Raw genomic sequence first — 16,145 nt, 5'->3', positions numbered from 1 at the left:
TACCGTTCGGAGTTGTACGAACGGTGTTCGAAGTTTCTTTGGGGGGTGCCGTGGACCGGGGGATGGAACGCGAACGCCGCACGTTGACGGCGGCGACGCTGGCCAACGGGCCGACCGAGCTGATCGACTTCGTGCTGCCGCTGTGGGCGGGCGCGGCCATCGGGCTGAGCGCGACCGAGGTGGGCGTGCTGATGGCGGTCGAGATGGCGTTGTCGGTGGTGGTGCGACCGCTGGCGGGCGTGTTGGCGGACCGGTGGGAACGCCGGTACACCGCCGCTGCCGGCGCGCTGCTCTACGCGCTGTCGTGCGCGGGGTACGCGATCGCCGAGAGCGCGCCGTTGGCGTACGGCGCGGCGGCGGTCGGCGGTGCGGGTGGCGCGCTGCTGTGGGTCGCCGTGCGCGCGATCGTCAGCGAACGGCTCGCCGAGGACACCGCCGTGTTCCCGCGCCTGCTCTCCGCCCAGGAGACGGGCTCGTGGGTGGCGTTCGTGGCCGGGATCGCACTCGTGGGCCGCATCGGCTACGCGGGGCTGTTCTGGGGGTGCGCGGCGGCCTGCGTGGCGGCGGCGGTGTTCCTGCTCGTCGCGCCGCGGCGGAGGGAACGCGGTGGGCAGGGCGTGGCGGCGGCGGGGCTGGGCGCGGTGGGCAAGCGGTTGCGGCCGATGCTGTTCGCGGTCGTGATGACCATGGCGGCGGAGGCGGCGGTCGGGTTGCTGCTGCTCCTGCACCTGCAACGCGGGTTCGGCCTGGAGCTGCAGGAGGTGGCGTTCGTGTTCCTGCCCGGTGCGATCGCGATGAGCGCCGCCGCCGAGTACCTGCACCGGTACGTGCTGCGGTTCGGCAGGCGGTTGGTGCTGACCGGCGCGTCGCTGGCCAGCGGGGTGTTCGCGGTCAGCCTGGCGTGGGCGCCGAACCCGTACGTGATCGCGGGCCTGTGGGTGCTGAGCGGGCTGGCGTGGGCGGCGGTGATGCCGGTGCAGCAGGCGGTGATCGCCGAGGCGGCGGACGGGCAGGTGGGCCGGGCCATGGGCGTGTACGAGGCGGCGTGCCTGGTCGGCGCGCTGATCGGCAGCGTGGTGGCGGGCGTGCTGTACGACGGTGCGCACTGGTGGGTGGCGTGCGTGGTGGCCGCCGGGATGATCCTGGCGGGCGCGGTCGTCGTGCCGCGGGCCGTGCGGCGGCTCGGGGTACCCGACATCCCGGTCGTCGAGGCCCGGTGAACGCGGACGGGCCGCCGGGTGCGTGTGCCCGGCGGCCCGTCCGTTCGACGACCGCCGGGGGCGTGCCCGGCGGCCGGAGGTGCTACTTCGGTTGCGGGAGCAGGTCGGCGGGGACCGCCTCGTCCTTCTCCAGCGCGCCGAACAGGCGCAGCGCGTTCGTCCGGTCCCACTGCACGACCGAGCCCGCGCCCGGCACGGTCGGCGTGCCACCCACCGGCACGGTGACCGTGTCCACTCCCCCGCCCATCGCGAACGCCATGCCCGCGAGGTGGTGCAGGTGGTCGTCGGAGTTCACCGAGATCGAGTCGGTGCCCGCGAACAGCAGCGGGAACGCGCGGAACGGGTTGGCCAGCGTGCCGAAGCTCGTCGCCTTGTCCGTCAGCGCGGCGAGGAACTTGCGCTGGTTCTCCACCCGCTGCAAATCGGCCGTGGCGAACGCCCGCGAGCGGACGAAGCCCAGCGCCTGCGCCCCGTCGAGCTCCTGGCAGCCGGGCTGGAGGTCCAGGCCCGCCAACGGGTCTTGCATCGGCTCCTCGATGCACATGTCCACGCCGCCGACCGCGTCCACGATCCCGGCGAACCCGCCGAAGCCGATCTCCATGTAGTGGTCGATGTGGATGCCGGTGGCACCCTCGACTGTCTGCACGAGCAACGAGGGCCCGCCGAACGCGAACGCCGCGTTGATCTTGTTCTTGCCGTTGCCGGGGATGTCCACATAGGAGTCGCGAGGAACACTCACCAAAGTGGACTTCCCGGAACCCTCCGGGATGTGCAGCAGCATGATGGTGTCCGTGCGCCGACCGCCCGCGTCACCGGTGGAGAGGTCCTGCTTCTGCTCCTCGGTCAGGTCGTCGCGCGCGTCCGACCCGACGAGCAGCCAGTTGGTGCCCGGCGTGTCGGCCGGCCTGCCCTCGTAGTCGGTCAGCGCGTCGATCCGGCGCAGCGACCCGTCGACGTAGAACCACATGCCGACGCCGAACGCCAGCAGCAGCACCAGCACGATCCCGATGGCCCGACCGATCCTCGGCTTGCGCCGCCTTGCCGCCGGAGGCGGCCCGGCCTGGGCGTAGGCGGCGGTCTGCTTCGGTTGCCCGCCCCGGGGCGGGTAGCCGTCCTGCCGGTACGGCTGCGGACCGCGCTGCCGCGGTTGCCCGCCCTGCTGCGGCCTGCCCTGTCGGTATCCGCCCTGCTGATACCCGCCCTGCTGGTATCCGGCGTTCATCACGCGACCCCGTCCGTGTGTCGGTCACTGCTCGCACCTAAAGACGCGGTGCGCGGCAAGAGGTTGCCACCCTAGTGCCGGTCGTGGCACTACCGGGCGGGTGGCAGCACGAGGGCGGTCAGCAGGCGGTCCAGCTCGGCTTCCGGGTCGTCGGTCAGACCCGTGTGCGCGGGCGAGGTCTGGACGATGGTGCTGCGCGGCGCGGTGAGCCAGCGGAACCGTTGGCCGGGCGTCGTGCGGGAGACCGGTCCGGCCGTGGCGGCGCCGTCGCACGACAGCCCCAGGTGGTCCAGGGTGGCCCGCAGCACCTCGACGTCCAGGAACGGGTCCAGCGCCAGCACCCGGCACTCGTCCACGTGCACGCGGGCGCCCAGGAAGTCCAGGTCCTTGCAGTAGACCAGCACACCGACGTTGACGAACTCGCCGCGCTCCTGCCTGGGCACGGCGCGCAGCAGCGCGTACTCAAACACGTGCGGCACGGGCGGCCTCCAGTGCGTCGACCCAGGTCCGCGGCGCGGCCAGGCGTGCGGTGAAGAACGTCTCGTACGCCTCGCGCACGGCCGCCGGTGTGCCGAACGCCTCGTCCTGCGCGAGCCACGCGTCGGGCACCAGCGCCAGCACCTCGCGCACGAGGTCCGGCGTCACGCGGGCGGTCAGCTCGGCGTCCACCTCGGCCAGCCCACCCGCGAACGGCAGCATCAGGTGGTCGGCCGCGTCGAACCGGTAGGTGGCCGCGGGGAACTTCTCCGGCCGCCAGGAGTGGTGGAAGTACAGCGAGGCGCCGTGGTCGATCAGCCACAGCTCGCGGTGCCACAGCAGGGTGTTCGGGTTGCGCCAGCTGCGGTCGACGTTGAGCGTGAGCGCGTCCAGCCACAGCAGCCGGGCGGCGGTCTCGGCGGACGGCTCGCGCACCACCGGGTTGTAGTCGAACGAGCCGGGCAGGTAGTCCAGCCCCAGGTTGAGCCCGCCGCTGGCCTTGAGCAGCTCCTGCACCTCCTGGTCGGGCTCGGCCCGGCCCAGCTCCGGGTCCAGCTCCACCAGCACGATCTCGGGCACCCGGAAGTCGAGGCGGCGGGCGAGCTCGCCGACCACGATCTCGGCGATCAGCGCCTTCACGCCCTGGCCCGCGCCGCGGAACTTGAGCACGTACATGCCGAGGTCGTCGGCCTCGACCAGGCCCGGCAGGGAGCCGCCCTCCCGGAAGGGCGTGACGTAGCGGGTGGCCGCGACCTGGCGCAGCCCGTTCGTGGGGTTCACGGGCTGAATGATGGTCAACCGGAGGACCCGACCGCCAACCGGTTACCGGCGTCCGCGTCACGGCCCAGGACGCAACCCCGGCCGCCCTCGCCTCGCCGCCCCCGCCGCGGCCTGGGTGGTCTGCCGTTCGACGCCCCGGCGCACCGGCACCTTGAGGCGCTGGGACACTGCGGGCGTGCTCACCGGCGGCTCAGCGGCCGGCTCGCCGACCGGCGGCGAGTCGTTCGAGATCAGCCGCCGGTCAGGTCACCCCAGGGCCGCCACCGCTCGGTCAGCACCCACGAACGGCAAGGTCACGCCTACAGAGCAGCCTCCGTCAACGCCGGCAGGTAGCCGGCCTCCTGACCTGCCCGGTTCGGGTGGTACGACCGGTCGACGGGCACCAGCACCAGGCCGTTCAGCCACGACTCGTCGGCGCACACGCCGTGGTCGTCGAACGCCTCACGGACGTCGGCGAAGGTGAACCCGGCCGCCTTCGCCCGGTCGCCGGTCACCTCGGCCAGCACGTCGGCCGCCCGGTTCACCGCCGCCCGCTTCGGCTCGCTCATCAGGCACCACGTCTCGAACGAGAACAGCCGCGGGTAGCCCAGCACGACCACCTCGGCCGACGCGGACCTCCGGTCGCCCACCACGCCGTACACCTCGTCCAGGCGGCCGGGCAGCTCGTCCCGGATGAACCGCACGGCCACGTCGACCCGCTGCGCGCACTCGTCGTCCCCGCCCAGCGTGCAGGTCGTCATGACGTCGCTGAAACCGGCGTCGTTGCCGCCCACCGTGATGGTGACCAGCGTGGCGGACGGCGTGATCCGCTCCGCCTGCCCGACCACGTCGGCCGTCCGGGCGCCGGCGCACGCGGCGAACACCAGCGACGCGCTGTTGCGCTCCGCCCACAGCTTCGGGTGCGCGTGCGGGCTGCGCCGGCAGTCGTCGGACGCCTCGTCGCCCGCGCCGAGGCCCGCCGCGTAGGAATCACCCAACGCGACGAGCTCCGGCGCGACCGGTGCCGGTACCACGGACATCAGCAGTGCGAGCGCGAGCATCTTCATGCCCTCGGCCTACCACTGTGGACAGTCCCGCCGGCCGAAGTTGACCCGTCCGGAGTTACCTCGTCAGAGCGACGCAGACCGGGATCGGGGACGCCGTCGTGCCCGTCTGCCGCAGCTTGCCGGTGGCCCGGTCCACCGCGAACGCGGTGATGTTGTCGGAGTTCTGGTTGGCCGCGAGCAGGAACCGGCCGGAACCGTCGAGCGTGAGGTGCCGGGGGAACTTGCCACCCACCGGAGTGGCCTCGACCAGCCGCAGGACGGCGCCGCCGCGTTCCACCGCGAACACGGCCACGCTGTCGTGGCCCCGGTTGGACAGGTAGGCGAACCGGCCGTCGCGCGACACCAGGATCTCCGCCGGGTAGTTGCGCGGCGTGGTCGGCGCCCCGGCGGGCAGGGTGCTCACCTTCGGGCCGGGCGTGAGGACACCTCGGTCGTAGGCCGCCACCACGATCGTGGAGTCGAGCTCGTTGGCGATGTAGGCGTACTTGCCCGACGGGTGGAACGCCAGGTGCCGCGGACCCGCGCCCGGGTGCACGCGCGCCGTCGCCGCCGCGGTCAGCTTGCCCTCGTCGCTGAGCCGGTAGCTGTACACCGAGTCGGTGCCCAGGTCGACCGCCAGCACGAACTCGCCGGTCGGGTCGGGGAGCACCTGGTGCGCGTGCGGCCCTTCCTGCCGGTCCGGGTCCGGTCCCGCGCCGGAGTGCACGACCAGGTCCGTCCGTTCGCCCAGCCCGCCCTCGCGCAGCACCGGGTGCACGGCCACGCTGCCCGAGCTGTAGTTGGCCGACAGCAGGAAACCCCGGTGCAGCACCAGGTGGCACGGGTCCGCGCCACCGGTGGACCGGCTGCCGACGACCTTCGGCACGCCGTCCGCGCCGACCGCCAGCGCGGTCACCTCGCCGTCCGACTTCTCGTTGACCGCGTACACCCAGCGGCCCGCGTCGATCACGAACGACGGGTTGGGCACGTCCGGCACCACGCCGGTGACGCGCAGCACACCCGTCGCCGGGTCGTACGCGCCGAGCCCGAGACCCGTGCCGCCGCCCGCCCAGGACGTGTAGGTGCCCAGGTAGGCGCGAACCTCCTTCCGCCCGTGGTCCGACCCGTCCGCTCCCGCCACGCCCTCGGTCATCAGCAACCCCGCTCCCACGCCAACGGCCCCCAGGAACCGCCGCCTGTCGACAACCACACCGAACCTCCGCTCGACCGCCCGCGGCGGTTCCCACAGTGGCCTGCACCACTGTGAACAAGCAAGAGGCGCAACGAAGATTGCGTCTAGCGCAACGGGTCGGCTTCCTGGAGCCGTGCCAACTCGACGGCCGGATCGTACGAGGGTTGCGGGTACTCGGGCGCCAGGTCCCGCAGCGCTTCCAGCAGCAGCTGCGCCACCACCCAGTTCCGGTACCACTTGCGGTCGGACGGCACGGCGTACCACGGCGCGACCGGCGTCGAGCACTTGACCAGCGCGTCGTGGTAGGCCAGCTGGTAGCGCGAGAACTTGGCCCGCACCTCCAGGTCGCCCGGGTTGTACTTCCAGTGCTTGAGCGGGTCCTCCAGCCGGGCGATGAGCCGCTCGCGCTGCCGTTCCGGCGAGATGTGCAGGAAGCACTTGACCGTGGTCACGCCCTGCTCGGCCAGCTCCGCCTCGAACGCGTTGATCTGCCGGTACCGGCGCCGCCACTCGGTCGACGGCACGAGGTTGTCCACCCGCGCGACCAGCACGTCCTCGTAGTGCGAGCGGTCGAACACGCCGATGTAGCCCGGCTGCGGCACCTGGCGGCGGACGCGCCACAGGAAGTCGTGCCGCAGCTCGGTCCGGGTCGGTTTCTTGAACGACGCGATCCGCAGGCCCTGCGGGTTGACCAGGCCCGCGACGTGCCGGATCGTGCCGCCCTTGCCGGAGGTGTCCATGCCCTGGAGCACCAGCAGCACCCTCCGGACGCCGCCGCCCGTGCCCTCGGCGTACAGCGCCTCCTGGAGCCGGTCCAGCTCCTGGCCGATCACGGCCATGTCGGCGGCGGCCTCGCGTTTCGACCTCGGCCCGACCGGCGTGGCGCCCGGGTCGACCTCGGCCAGGTCGAAGTCCTCCGGTCGCACCCGGAAGGCGTCGGATATCGACTGGACCTGCGCGGACTTGTCGGCCATCGTCGGAGGGTAACCCGCCGATCTTGGCCGTGCCGGTTGCGCAACGGATCGCCGCGAAACCGTTCGATTGCGCAACGAACATGACGGACGCGCAACACCTGGCGGATGAAATCGCTGGCGCAGGGCCCTTACTGTGGTGACATGACCGCCATGGCCGCAGCACTGAGCTCCCGGGACTTCATCGCGCTCGACGAGGAATGGAGCACGCACAACTACCACCCGCTGCCGGTCGTCATCTCGCACGGCGAGGGCTCGTGGGTCACCGACGTCGAAGGTCGCCGCTACCTGGACTTCCTGTCCGGCTACTCGTCGCTGAACTTCGGCCACCGCCACCCGGAGCTGGTGGCCGCCGCGGTCGAGCAGCTCGGCCGCGTCACGCTCACCAGCCGCGCGTTCCACCACGACCAGTTCGGCCTGTTCTGCCGCGAGCTGGCCGAGCTGACCGGCACCGAGATGGTGCTCGCGATGAACTCCGGCGCGGAGGCCGTCGAGTCCGCGATCAAGGTCGCCCGCAAGTGGGCCTACCGGGTGAAGGGCGTGCCGGAGGGTACGGCCGAGATCGTGGTCGCCGGGTCCAACTTCCACGGCCGCACCACCACGATCGTCTCGTTCTCCACCGACGAGACCGCGCGCAGCGACTTCGGGCCGTTCACGCCGGGCTTCAAGGTCGTCGAGTACGGGTCGCTGGACGCGCTGCGCGAGGCGATCACCGAGCGGACGGCCGCCGTGCTGCTCGAGCCGATCCAGGGCGAGGCGGGCGTGGTCGTGCCACCCGCGGGGTACCTGGCCGGCGCGCGGGCGCTGTGCGACGAGCACGACGTGCTGCTCATCGCGGACGAGATCCAGTCGGGGCTGGGCCGCACGGGCGACCTGCTGGCGCTGGACCACGACGGCGTGCGCGCCGACCTGTACACGCTGGGCAAGGCGCTCGGCGGCGGCATCATGCCGGTGTCGGCGGTGGTCGGCAGCCGGGCGGTGCTGGGCGTGCTGCGGCCCGGTGAGCACGGGTCGACGTTCGGCGGCAACCCGCTGGCGTGCGCGGTCGGCCGGGCCGTGGTGCGGCTGCTGGCGACCGGCGAGTTCCAGCAGCGGTCCCGCGAGCTGGGCGCCCACCTGCACGCGCGGCTGGGCGAGCTGGTCGGGCACGGGGTGGCCGAGGTGCGCGGGCGCGGGCTGTGGGCCGGTGTCGAGATCGCGCCCGGCGGACCGCGCGGGCGGGCGGTGTCGGAGGCCCTGGCCGGGCTCGGCGTGCTGTGCAAGGAGACCCAGGACACCACCCTGCGCGTCGCCCCACCGCTCGTCATCACGCGCGAGGAGTTGGACCGCGGTGTCGACGCGATCGGCGAGGTGCTGAACACTCAGCGTTAACGCAGGTCACAGACGTGTCGAGGCGCACGTATCCGGCGGGTTCGTGACGCATCCTTACCCCCATGGGTGAACGCAAGCGGGCTCAGGCGGCCGTCGCGCTGGGACAGTGGGTGGAGCCGGAAGAGGTCCTGGCGCGCGGCCGCGAGCTGCGGGCGGCGGTGAGCCACGAGGCGCACCGCAAGGTGCCGCTCGCGCCGGACCGGCCGTCCGTGGTCGAGTTCCTGGACGCCTCGAACGAGGGCCGCCTGCCGCACCTCGTGCCGCTGCGGATCGGCCGGATGCTCGTCTCGCCGTTCGCGTTCTTCCGGGGCAGCGCCGGGCTGATGGCGGGCGACCTGGCCGTCGGTGCGCGCAGCGGGCTGGACGCGCAGCTGTGCGGTGACGCGCACGCGGCGAACTTCGGCCTCTACGGCACGCCCGAGGGCCGGATCGTGATGGACATCAACGACTTCGACGAGACGCTGCCCGGACCGTGGGAGTGGGACCTGAAGCGGCTGGCGACGTCGCTGGTGCTGGCCGGCCGGGAAGGCGGCGTGTCGGAGAAGGGCTGCCGTGACGCGGCGTCCGACGCGGTGCGGGCCTACCGGGCCGCGGCGCGGCACCTGGCCGAGATCCCGTTCATGGAGTCGTGGAACGCGCTGGGCGACGAGTCGGCGTTGTCCAAGACCAAGGCCGACGACCTGATGGACGCCTTCACCAAGGCCGCGTCCAAGGCGCGCAAGAACACCAGCGCGCGGGTGGCCGCGAAGTGGACGCGGCGCGAGGGCGAGCACATCCGGTTCGTCGAGGACCCGCCCGTGCTGTCCCGGATCTCCCCCGAGGCCGCACAGTCCGTCGTGGACGCCCTGCCGTCCTATGTGGACACGCTGCGGGAGTCGCGGTACAACCTGATCATGCGGTACAGCGTGTCGGACGTGGCGTTCCGCGTGGTCGGCACCGGCAGCGTGGGGTGGCGCAACTACCTGGTCCTGTTGCACGGCAACGGTGACGAGGCGCTGGTGCTGCAGGCGAAGGAGGCGCGGCCGTCCGCGCTGGCACCGTTCCTCGGGGCGCCCGCGGTCAAGCACGAGGGCAAGCGGATCGTGCACGGCGCGCGGCTCGTGCAGGCGGAGACCGACATCCTGCTCGGCTGGACCACGATCGACGGACGGGACTACATCGTCCGCCAGTTCCGCAACCGCAAGGGCGAGATCGACGCGACCACGTTGAAGCGGGACGACCTGGACGACTACGGCAGGCTGGCGGGCGCCCTGCTGGCCCGCGCGCACAGCCGTTCGGTGGACCCCCGGCTGCTGGCCGGGTACTGCGCGGACGGCGAGGAGCTGGACGCCGCGATCGCCCGGTACGCGCTGGACTACGCCGACCGGACGTGCGCCGACCACGAGGCGCTGGTCGCGGCGGTCAGGTCGGGTCGGCTGCCCGCTGAACGCGAATGACCTGCCGGGCCACCAGGTAGAGCACCACGGCGTTGAGCACGTGCCAGAAGTAGTGCGTGCCGCTCGGCCAGCCGCCGCACAGGGGCTGGTCGAGGGTCCGCAGCGTCACCGACACCACGAACACGCCCGCGGCCGCCGCCAGGTCGTGCCACGGCATCCGGCGCGCCACCGCGACCGCCGCGGCGGCCAGCAGGCACAGGAACGGCGCCAGGTAGATGCCCGAACCGCCCGGCACGAGCGCGCTCAGCGGTGCGACGACCACCGCGAGCACGACGAACGCGGGCGCGGCCAGCCAGGCGAGCGCCCACCGGGCGTTCAGGTAGTAGTGCGCGAACACGACCAGGTACCAGATCACGTAGACGGCGATGAAGCCGACGTCGAAGAAGTTGGTGAGCGTGTCGGCGACCGTGTGGAAGCTCAGGCTGCCCAGCCCGACCAGCGCGAGCAGCACCGGCAGCGCCCGCAGGCTCCTCGGCCCCGGCCGGTGGCGCCACCACAGCAGGGCCGCCGCGATCAGGAACGCCGCGTTGCTCACGGCGTTGAGCGGCTCGGCCCACAGACCGGCCGCCAGGCGTTCGCAGTACGCGTCGATGTCGTCCACGGGCGGAGTTCTACCGGTTCGGGGTGAGCGCCAGGAGTGCCGGTGCGGCGCCGGAGCGCTAAGTTGGCTCAGGTGGACTCCCTTGGGGCGGACTGGATCGGGCTGATCAGGCACGGCGAGAGCACCGGCAACGTGGCGCGGGAGGTCGCGGAGTCGGCCGGTGACGAGGTCGTCGACATCCCGGAGCGCGACCCGGACGTGCCGCTGTCGGCGCGGGGCGAGGAACAGGGCCGGGCACTGGGCCGGTGGTTCGCCGCGCTGCCGGACGAGCGGCGGCCGGATCTGGTGGTGTGCTCGCCGTACCGGCGGGCCATCGACACGGCGCGGCTCACCGTGGGTGGGCACCACCCCCGGGCACGGGTGGACGAGCGGCTGCGTGACCGTGAGCTGGGTGTGCTGGACCTGTTGACGACGCGCGGGGTGGCGCTGCGGCACCCGGAGGAGCGGGCGCGCGAGCGGCGGTTGGGCAAGTTCTACTACCGGCCGCCGGGCGGTGAGTCGTGGGCGGACGTGGCGTTGCGGCTGCGGTCGCTGCTGCGTGACCTGGACGGGCGGCGGGTGCTGCTGTTCGGGCACGAGTTGCAGGCGTACCTGTTGCGCTACCTGCTGGAGTGCCTGCCCGAGCCGGATTTGGCGGCGTTCGCGCGCAACACCGTGGTGCCCAATGCTTCGGTGACGTCGTGGCGGCGCGAGGACGGGGTGTGGGTGCTGGAACGCGAGTTCGAGACCGATCACCTGGTCGAGCAGGGCGTCGAGCCGACCGCGTCGGAGGACCAGTCGACCCGCGCGCCCGAGCCGAGCGCCCGCTAGCCGCTCGTCACCGGTCGAGCCGTCGGCTCAGCCGCCACCACCGCCGTCGGACGAGTTCATCGGCGGCCCGACGTCGTCGCGGCTCTGGTCGTCGCGTCCCCGCACGGCCAGGACCACACCGCCCACGATCACGAGCAGGAAGGCGACCACCGCCACCACCGAACCGGTGTCCATGCTCCGAGCATGGCACGGCGGGTGACCGACTAGACCCGGAACGCCCGCACGGTGAGGTGGGTGGTGGCCGCGACGACCAGCGCGGCGGTGACCACGTGCGCGGCCACCAGTGGCACCGGCAGGGCCAACGCCTCCTGCACCGAGCCGATCACGCCCTGGGTGATCGACAGCGCCACCGCGGCGAACGCCGCCGGAGTGCGCAGCACGATCGCCGCCCCGACCTGGAGCCCGAGCAGCACCACGACGAACAGCACGTGGAACGCCGCCACCTCGGCGGGGTCGAAGCCGAACCGGCGGGCGTCCTCGTCACCGGCGTGCGGGCCGCTGCCGGTCACCAGGGTGCCGAGCACCAGGACGCCGGCGAGCGCCACGGGCATCGCCGCCAGGCCGATCCGCAGCCGGAGGTCCGCCGGTGCGCGCAGCACGGCGTCGGGCCGGCCGAGCAGGTCGACCAGCACGACGAGCGCCGCGACCAGCACCGTGCTGACCAGGAAGTGGACGGCGACGATCTCGGGCGCGAGCGCCCGGCGCACGCTCAGCCCGCCGATCAGGCCCTGCAACCCCACGCCGACCAGGACGCCGACTGCCAGCGGCAGCGCCTTGGGCGGGCGGTCGCGATGGCGGGCCACCGCGACCACGAGGGCCAGGGTGATCAGGCCGACGACGATGCCGAGCACCCGGTTGCCGAACTCGACCACGCCGTGCACGCCCATCTCCGGCGTGGTGACGAACGAGTCGTCGGTGCAGCTCGGCCACGTCGGGCACCCCAGCCCGGAGCCGGTCAGGCGCACCAACGCGCCGGTGAGCACGATCAGCACGTTGGCCACGAGCGCCGCCACGGCCGCCGCGTACGCGGACCGGCGGACGGGAAGCCGCAAAACGTTCACCTCCGGCAGCCTAGATCGCGCTACCGAACGCGCTTGACCCGCGTCTCGTCCCAGACCGGCTCGTCGACTTCGACTACTCGGCCGTCGGAGCGGAAGAGCAGGAAGCGGTCGAAGTTGCGGGCGAACCAGCGGTCGTGGGTGACGGCGATGACGGTGCCCGTGAAGCCTTCCAGGGCGTCCTGCAGGGCCTCGGCGGAGTTCAGGTCGAGGTTGTCGGTTGGCTCGTCCAGCAGGAGCAAGGTCGCGCCGGAGAGCTCCAGCAGCAGCACCTGGAACCGTGCCTGTTGGCCACCGGACAGTGTCTCGAACCGCTGGTCGCCCTGTTTGCCCAGGCCGTAGCGGCTCAGGACGGACATCGCGGCACCCCGGTCGAGGCCCTTGCGGCCGTCCTCGCCGTGCCACAGGACGTCGACCAGCGTGCGGCCGATCCACTCCGGGTGTTGGTGGGTCTGCGCGAACAGGCCTGGCACGACCCGGGCGCCGAGGCGGCACACGCCGGTGTGCGCGACGTCGCCGCCGCCGAGCAGCCGCAGGAAGTGGCTCTTGCCGGAGCCGTTCGAACCCAGGACCGCGACCCGGTCCTCGAAGAAGATCTCCGCGTCGAACGGTTTCATCAGGCCGGTCAGTTCGAGGTTCTCGCAGGTGATGGCCCGCACGCCGGTGCGGCCACCGCGCAGCCGGGGCGCCACCTTCTCGTCGGTGGGCAGCTCGGGCGGCGGACCGGCCTGTTCGAACCGCTCCAGCTTGGCCCGCATGACCCGGTACTTCGCGGCCATCACCTCGCTGATCCGCGCCTGGATCTGGAGCGTGCGGACGAGTTCCTTGAGGTGGTCGTGCTCCTCGTTCCAGCGGCGGTGCAGTTCGGCGAGGCGTTCGATCCGGGCGGTGCGGGCGGCGTGCCAGGTTCCGAACGAGCCCGCGTGCGTCCACGCCGAGTGCGCCTCGACCGTGACCACGTGCGTCGCGGCCACGTCGAGCAGTTCCCGGTCGTGGCTGACCAGCAGCACGGCCTTGCCGGTCTCGCGCAGCCGGTCCTCCAGCCACCGCTTGCCCGGCACGTCGAGGTAGTTGTCCGGCTCGTCCAGCAGCAGCACCTGCTCCGGCCCGCGCAGCAGCGCTTCGAGCACCAGCCGCTTCTGCTCGCCGCCGGACAGCGTGCGGACCTCGCGGAACCGGGCCCGGTCGAACGGCACGCCCAGCGCGGCCACCGTGACGGTGTCCCACAGCACCTCGGCGTCGTAGCCGCCGACCTCGCCCCACGCGGTGATCGCGTCGGCGTACCGCATCTGGGTCGGCTCGTCGTCGGTCTCCATGAGCTGGAGCTCGACCTCGTCCAGCGCTTGCGCCGCGGCGCGCAGCGGCGCCGGTGACGCGGCCAGCAGCAGGTCGCGGACGGTGCTCTCGTCCCGGACCGAGCCGACGAACTGAGGCATCACGCCCAAGCCGCCCTGCACGCGGACGCTGCCCGCGGTGGGCGTCAGCTCGGCGGACAGGATTCTCAGCAACGTCGTCTTGCCGACGCCGTTCGCGCCGACCAGGGCGACCACGCTGTTCGTGCCGACTTTGAACGACACGTCGCGGAACAGCTCGCGGCCGTCGGGCAGGCGGAAGGCGAGGCCGTTCGCGTCCAGGAATCCCACCCGCGCATGGTCGGCCATGGCAGCCGCCCGTGGCCAGCGGATTAGGCCGGATCCGCGAAGTGTGACGAGGCTCCCCGGACCCGGGGTCGGCTGACGGGCGTGGCCGGACGCGGCGCGACGGTGCGATGAGCTCGCGGCTGGTGTGCGCCTGCCCGGCGGTGCCGGCTCAGCGCCAGGTGTAGCCGCGCATCAGCATCAGCAGCGCGCCGAACCCGAGCGACGCCAGGGCGGGGCCGAACGCCCCGAGGAACAGCAGCAGCACGCCCAGACCGCCGAACGTGGCCACGAGGGCGTAGCTGAGCACGGGGTGCCGGGGTTTGCCGGCGACGAGCGCCGAGGCGAGGCCCGGCTCCTCGTCCGCGAGTCTGCTCTCGATCTCACTGAGGGTGCGGCGTTCCGCTTCGCTCATCACGGCCGATGGATACCCGGCGGACCACCCGCAAAACTCCCCTGAACGGGGGTCTGAGCAGGCAAGATCAGCGTGACAGCGCCACCAGGCGCGATACCGCCCGCAGGTACTTCTTGCGGTAGCCGCCGCGCAGCATCTCGGCCGTGAACAGCTCCGAGAGCGGCTCGCCGGACACCGCCACCGGGATGTCCCGGTCGTAGAGCCGGTCGCCGAGCGCCACCAGCCGCAGCGCCACCGCCTGGTCGGGCGCGGGCCGGACGTGGCGCAGGTGCACCGCCGTGACGCCGTCCACCAGCCGGCCGTAGCTCGACGGGTGGATCCTGGCCAGCGCGTCGCACAGGTCGGCGAACTCGTCCAACGTGCTGCCGGGCGTGCCCTGGGACTTGGCCACCAGGTCCTCGTCGGCCATCGGCGGCGGCGCGTCCGGCAGGCCGCGGTGGCGGTAGTCGGGGCCGTCGACCCGGACCACCGTGAACTTCGCCGACATCGACTGGATCTCGCGCAGGAAGTCGGCGGCGGCGAACCGGCCCTCGCCCAGCTTGTCCGGCAGCGTGTTCGACGTGGCCGCGACCGACACGCCCGCCGCGGTCAACTCCTTGATCAACCGGGTGACCAGCATCGTGTCACCCGGGTCGTCCAGCTCGAACTCGTCGATCGCGAGCAGCTTGTGCGCCGACAGCCGGCGCACGGTCTCGCCGAAGCCGAGCGCGCCGACCAGGTTGGTCAGCTCGACGAACGTGCCGTAGGCCTTGGGACCGGGCACTGCGTGCCACACCGACGCCAGCAGGTGGGTCTTGCCGACGCCGAACCCGCCGTCGAGGTAGAGGCCGGGCTTGGCCTCGCCGTCACCCGACCGCTTGAACAGCCGGCCCAGCACGCCCCGGCGGTCGCCCTCGGACACGCGTTCGGCGAACTCCCGGCACGCCCGCACCGCCGCCGCCTGGCTCGGCTCGTCCGGGTTGGGCAGGTAGGTGTCGAAGCGGACCGCGTCGAAGCGGGGCGGCGGGACCATCGCGTCCACCAGCTCGTCCGCGGCGACGTGCGGGGTTCGGTCGGACAGGCGCGGCGGGGCGGACATGACCGGATCGTAACGGCGTGCTGGGATGTGGCGGTGCGGATGTTGTGGCCACCACGTGACGGCGAGATCACCGACGAGGAGCTGGAACGGCTCTACGACTACCCAGCCGGACTGGACCGGCCGTGGGTGCAGGTGAACTTCGTGTCCAGCGTGGACGGTGCGGTGTCGGTCGCCGGGCGGTCCGAGGGGCTGGGCAACGCGGCCGACCACAAGGTGTTCATGCTCGGCCGCGACCTGTGCGACGTGGTGCTCGTCGGCGCGGGCACGGCCCTGGTCGAGGGCTACCAGGGGGTCAAGGCGGGCGAGGTCCGCGCGTCCCGGCGGGCCAGGCTGGGCCTCACGCCCGTGCCGCCGATCGCGGTGGTGACGGGGCGGTGCTCGATCGAGCCGACATCCGCCCTGGTGACCAGCACGTCCGTGCCGCCGATCATCCTCACCACGGCGGCGGCGCCCCGGGAGCGGCGTGACGCGCTGGCGGCGGCGGGCGCGGACGTCGTCGTGGCCGGTGAGGAGGCGGTGTCCATGGACCTGGCGCTGGCGGCGTTGGACGAGCGCGGGTTGCGCCGGGTCGACTGCGAGGGCGGGCCGCACGTGTTCGGCGCGCTGATCGACGCCGACCTGGTGGACGTGCTGTGCGTGACGTTCTCCCCGCTGCTCGCGGGCGGTGACGCGGGCCGGATCGCGGTGGGCCCGCTGCCGCCGTCACCTCGGTCGATGGAGTTGGCGTCGGTGCTGCACGCCGACAGCGCCCTCCTCCTGCGGTACCGGAGGGTGACGCCTGATCCGGTGACGTCGGGCGCATCACCGGCCTGATCCGGCTACGGTCCGCCTCCGAACGGGCACGCAACGATT

General features: G+C 72.6%; 17 protein-coding genes. 5 read left to right on the top strand and 12 right to left on the bottom strand.

Features of this window, described 5'->3' with window-relative positions; translation table 11 throughout:
• The first annotated feature begins 62 nt into the window (after positions 1 to 62).
• On the top strand, positions 63 to 1,220 hold the full coding sequence (locus B0I31_RS31150) for an MFS transporter (RefSeq protein ID WP_106618965.1): 1,158 nt from the start codon (positions 63 to 65) through the stop codon (positions 1,218 to 1,220).
• Positions 1,221 to 1,302: 82 nt separating this feature from the next.
• Here the strand turns inward: B0I31_RS31150 and B0I31_RS31145 are convergent, their stop codons facing one another.
• The 6 genes from B0I31_RS31145 to B0I31_RS31120 form a co-directional block, all read right to left on the bottom strand.
• On the bottom strand, positions 1,303 to 2,442 hold the full coding sequence (locus B0I31_RS31145) for an LCP family protein (RefSeq protein ID WP_106618964.1): 1,140 nt from the start codon (positions 2,440 to 2,442) through the stop codon (positions 1,303 to 1,305).
• Between the two features lie 89 nt (positions 2,443 to 2,531).
• On the bottom strand, positions 2,532 to 2,921 hold the full coding sequence (locus B0I31_RS31140) for a DUF3037 domain-containing protein (protein WP_106618963.1): 390 nt from the start codon (positions 2,919 to 2,921) through the stop codon (positions 2,532 to 2,534).
• The gene (locus B0I31_RS31135; RefSeq protein WP_106618962.1) at positions 2,905 to 3,699 is read right to left on the bottom strand and encodes a HipA family kinase; all 795 of its coding nucleotides are present in this window, start codon (positions 3,697 to 3,699) and stop codon (positions 2,905 to 2,907) included. Before B0I31_RS31135 ends, B0I31_RS31140 begins: the two co-directional genes overlap by 17 nt.
• 299 nt (positions 3,700 to 3,998) lie before the next feature.
• Complete coding sequence (locus tag B0I31_RS31130) at positions 3,999 to 4,745, bottom strand: SGNH/GDSL hydrolase family protein (protein WP_106618961.1); 747 nt, start codon at positions 4,743 to 4,745, stop codon at positions 3,999 to 4,001.
• A 55-nt stretch (positions 4,746 to 4,800) separates the two neighbouring features.
• Entirely contained in the window at positions 4,801 to 5,877 is a 1,077-nt protein-coding gene (locus B0I31_RS31125) for a lactonase family protein (RefSeq protein WP_106618960.1), read from the bottom strand.
• A 143-nt stretch (positions 5,878 to 6,020) separates the two neighbouring features.
• Positions 6,021 to 6,890 carry a PPK2 family polyphosphate kinase gene (locus B0I31_RS31120; protein ID WP_106618959.1) on the bottom strand — a complete coding sequence of 290 codons (870 nt, stop codon included), beginning with the start codon at positions 6,888 to 6,890 and terminating at the stop codon, positions 6,021 to 6,023.
• 141 nt (positions 6,891 to 7,031) lie between these two features.
• Between B0I31_RS31120 and rocD the strand changes: the two genes are divergently transcribed.
• Together rocD and B0I31_RS31110 are read left to right on the top strand one after the other, a co-directional pair.
• A complete protein-coding gene (rocD, locus tag B0I31_RS31115; protein WP_106618958.1) occupies positions 7,032 to 8,258 on the top strand; it encodes an ornithine--oxo-acid transaminase in 1,227 nt (408 codons plus the stop codon).
• A 62-nt stretch (positions 8,259 to 8,320) separates the two neighbouring features.
• Positions 8,321 to 9,694 (top strand): DUF2252 domain-containing protein, encoded by a 1,374-nt coding sequence (locus B0I31_RS31110; RefSeq protein ID WP_106618957.1) that lies wholly within the window; start codon positions 8,321 to 8,323, stop codon positions 9,692 to 9,694.
• Here B0I31_RS31110 and B0I31_RS31105 read toward each other — a convergent pair.
• Positions 9,660 to 10,295: a hypothetical protein gene (locus tag B0I31_RS31105; protein ID WP_181320563.1), complete on the bottom strand. Its 636-nt coding sequence runs from the start codon at positions 10,293 to 10,295 to the stop codon at positions 9,660 to 9,662. The genes B0I31_RS31110 and B0I31_RS31105 overlap by 35 nt on opposite strands.
• A 72-nt stretch (positions 10,296 to 10,367) precedes the next feature.
• Here B0I31_RS31105 and B0I31_RS31100 point away from each other — a divergent pair, with 72 nt between their 5' ends.
• The gene (locus B0I31_RS31100) at positions 10,368 to 11,105 is read left to right on the top strand and encodes a histidine phosphatase family protein (protein ID WP_106618955.1); all 738 of its coding nucleotides are present in this window, start codon (positions 10,368 to 10,370) and stop codon (positions 11,103 to 11,105) included.
• Positions 11,106 to 11,132: 27 nt separating this feature from the next.
• Here B0I31_RS31100 and B0I31_RS40885 read toward each other — a convergent pair whose 3' ends face one another.
• From B0I31_RS40885 to zapE, 5 genes are all read right to left on the bottom strand, one after another.
• Entirely contained in the window at positions 11,133 to 11,279 is a 147-nt protein-coding gene (locus B0I31_RS40885) for a hypothetical protein (protein WP_181320560.1), read from the bottom strand.
• Positions 11,280 to 11,308: 29 nt separating this feature from the next.
• The gene (locus B0I31_RS40145) at positions 11,309 to 12,166 is read right to left on the bottom strand and encodes a COX15/CtaA family protein (protein ID WP_181320557.1); all 858 of its coding nucleotides are present in this window, start codon (positions 12,164 to 12,166) and stop codon (positions 11,309 to 11,311) included.
• A 20-nt stretch (positions 12,167 to 12,186) separates the two neighbouring features.
• A complete protein-coding gene (locus tag B0I31_RS31085; RefSeq protein ID WP_219910872.1) occupies positions 12,187 to 13,824 on the bottom strand; it encodes an ABC-F family ATP-binding cassette domain-containing protein in 1,638 nt (545 codons plus the stop codon).
• 148 nt (positions 13,825 to 13,972) lie between these two features.
• Positions 13,973 to 14,215 carry a DUF3040 domain-containing protein gene (locus B0I31_RS31080; RefSeq protein WP_106618954.1) on the bottom strand — a complete coding sequence of 81 codons (243 nt, stop codon included), beginning with the start codon at positions 14,213 to 14,215 and terminating at the stop codon, positions 13,973 to 13,975.
• A gap of 67 nt (positions 14,216 to 14,282) precedes the next feature.
• Positions 14,283 to 15,293, bottom strand: coding sequence for a cell division protein ZapE (gene zapE / locus B0I31_RS31075; RefSeq protein WP_106618953.1), 1,011 nt, complete (start codon positions 15,291 to 15,293; stop codon positions 14,283 to 14,285).
• Between the two features lie 39 nt (positions 15,294 to 15,332).
• Between zapE and B0I31_RS31070 the strand changes: the two genes are divergently transcribed.
• The gene (locus tag B0I31_RS31070; protein WP_106619067.1) at positions 15,333 to 16,106 is read left to right on the top strand and encodes a pyrimidine reductase family protein; all 774 of its coding nucleotides are present in this window, start codon (positions 15,333 to 15,335) and stop codon (positions 16,104 to 16,106) included.
• Positions 16,107 to 16,145 lie beyond the last annotated feature (39 nt).

Source organism: Saccharothrix carnea, from assembly GCF_003014735.1.
GTDB classification, from domain to species: Bacteria; Actinomycetota; Actinomycetes; order Mycobacteriales; family Pseudonocardiaceae; genus Actinosynnema; species Actinosynnema carneum.
Note: the sequence above shows the minus strand (reverse complement) of the source record. Positions and strands in the feature narration are given on the sequence as shown.

What these genes read in the sequence shown, in the direction of transcription:
- B0I31_RS31150 (WP_106618965.1), top strand. Translation starts at nt 63, where the DNA reads ATGGAACGCGAACGCCGCACGTTGACGGCGGCGACGCTGGCCAACGGG.
- B0I31_RS31145 (WP_106618964.1), bottom strand. Translation starts at nt 2,442, where the DNA reads ATGAACGCCGGATACCAGCAGGGCGGGTATCAGCAGGGCGGATACCGA.
- B0I31_RS31130 (WP_106618961.1), bottom strand. Translation starts at nt 4,745, where the DNA reads ATGAAGATGCTCGCGCTCGCACTGCTGATGTCCGTGGTACCGGCACCG.
- B0I31_RS31125 (WP_106618960.1), bottom strand. Translation starts at nt 5,877, where the DNA reads ATGACCGAGGGCGTGGCGGGAGCGGACGGGTCGGACCACGGGCGGAAG.
- B0I31_RS31120 (WP_106618959.1), bottom strand. Translation starts at nt 6,890, where the DNA reads ATGGCCGACAAGTCCGCGCAGGTCCAGTCGATATCCGACGCCTTCCGG.
- rocD (WP_106618958.1), top strand. Translation starts at nt 7,032, where the DNA reads ATGACCGCCATGGCCGCAGCACTGAGCTCCCGGGACTTCATCGCGCTC.
- B0I31_RS31110 (WP_106618957.1), top strand. Translation starts at nt 8,321, where the DNA reads ATGGGTGAACGCAAGCGGGCTCAGGCGGCCGTCGCGCTGGGACAGTGG.
- B0I31_RS40885 (WP_181320560.1), bottom strand. Translation starts at nt 11,279, where the DNA reads ATGGACACCGGTTCGGTGGTGGCGGTGGTCGCCTTCCTGCTCGTGATC.
- B0I31_RS31085 (WP_219910872.1), bottom strand. Translation starts at nt 13,824, where the DNA reads ATGGCCGACCATGCGCGGGTGGGATTCCTGGACGCGAACGGCCTCGCC.
- B0I31_RS31080 (WP_106618954.1), bottom strand. Translation starts at nt 14,215, where the DNA reads ATGAGCGAAGCGGAACGCCGCACCCTCAGTGAGATCGAGAGCAGACTC.
- zapE (WP_106618953.1), bottom strand. Translation starts at nt 15,293, where the DNA reads ATGTCCGCCCCGCCGCGCCTGTCCGACCGAACCCCGCACGTCGCCGCG.
- B0I31_RS31070 (WP_106619067.1), top strand. Translation starts at nt 15,333, where the DNA reads ATGTTGTGGCCACCACGTGACGGCGAGATCACCGACGAGGAGCTGGAA.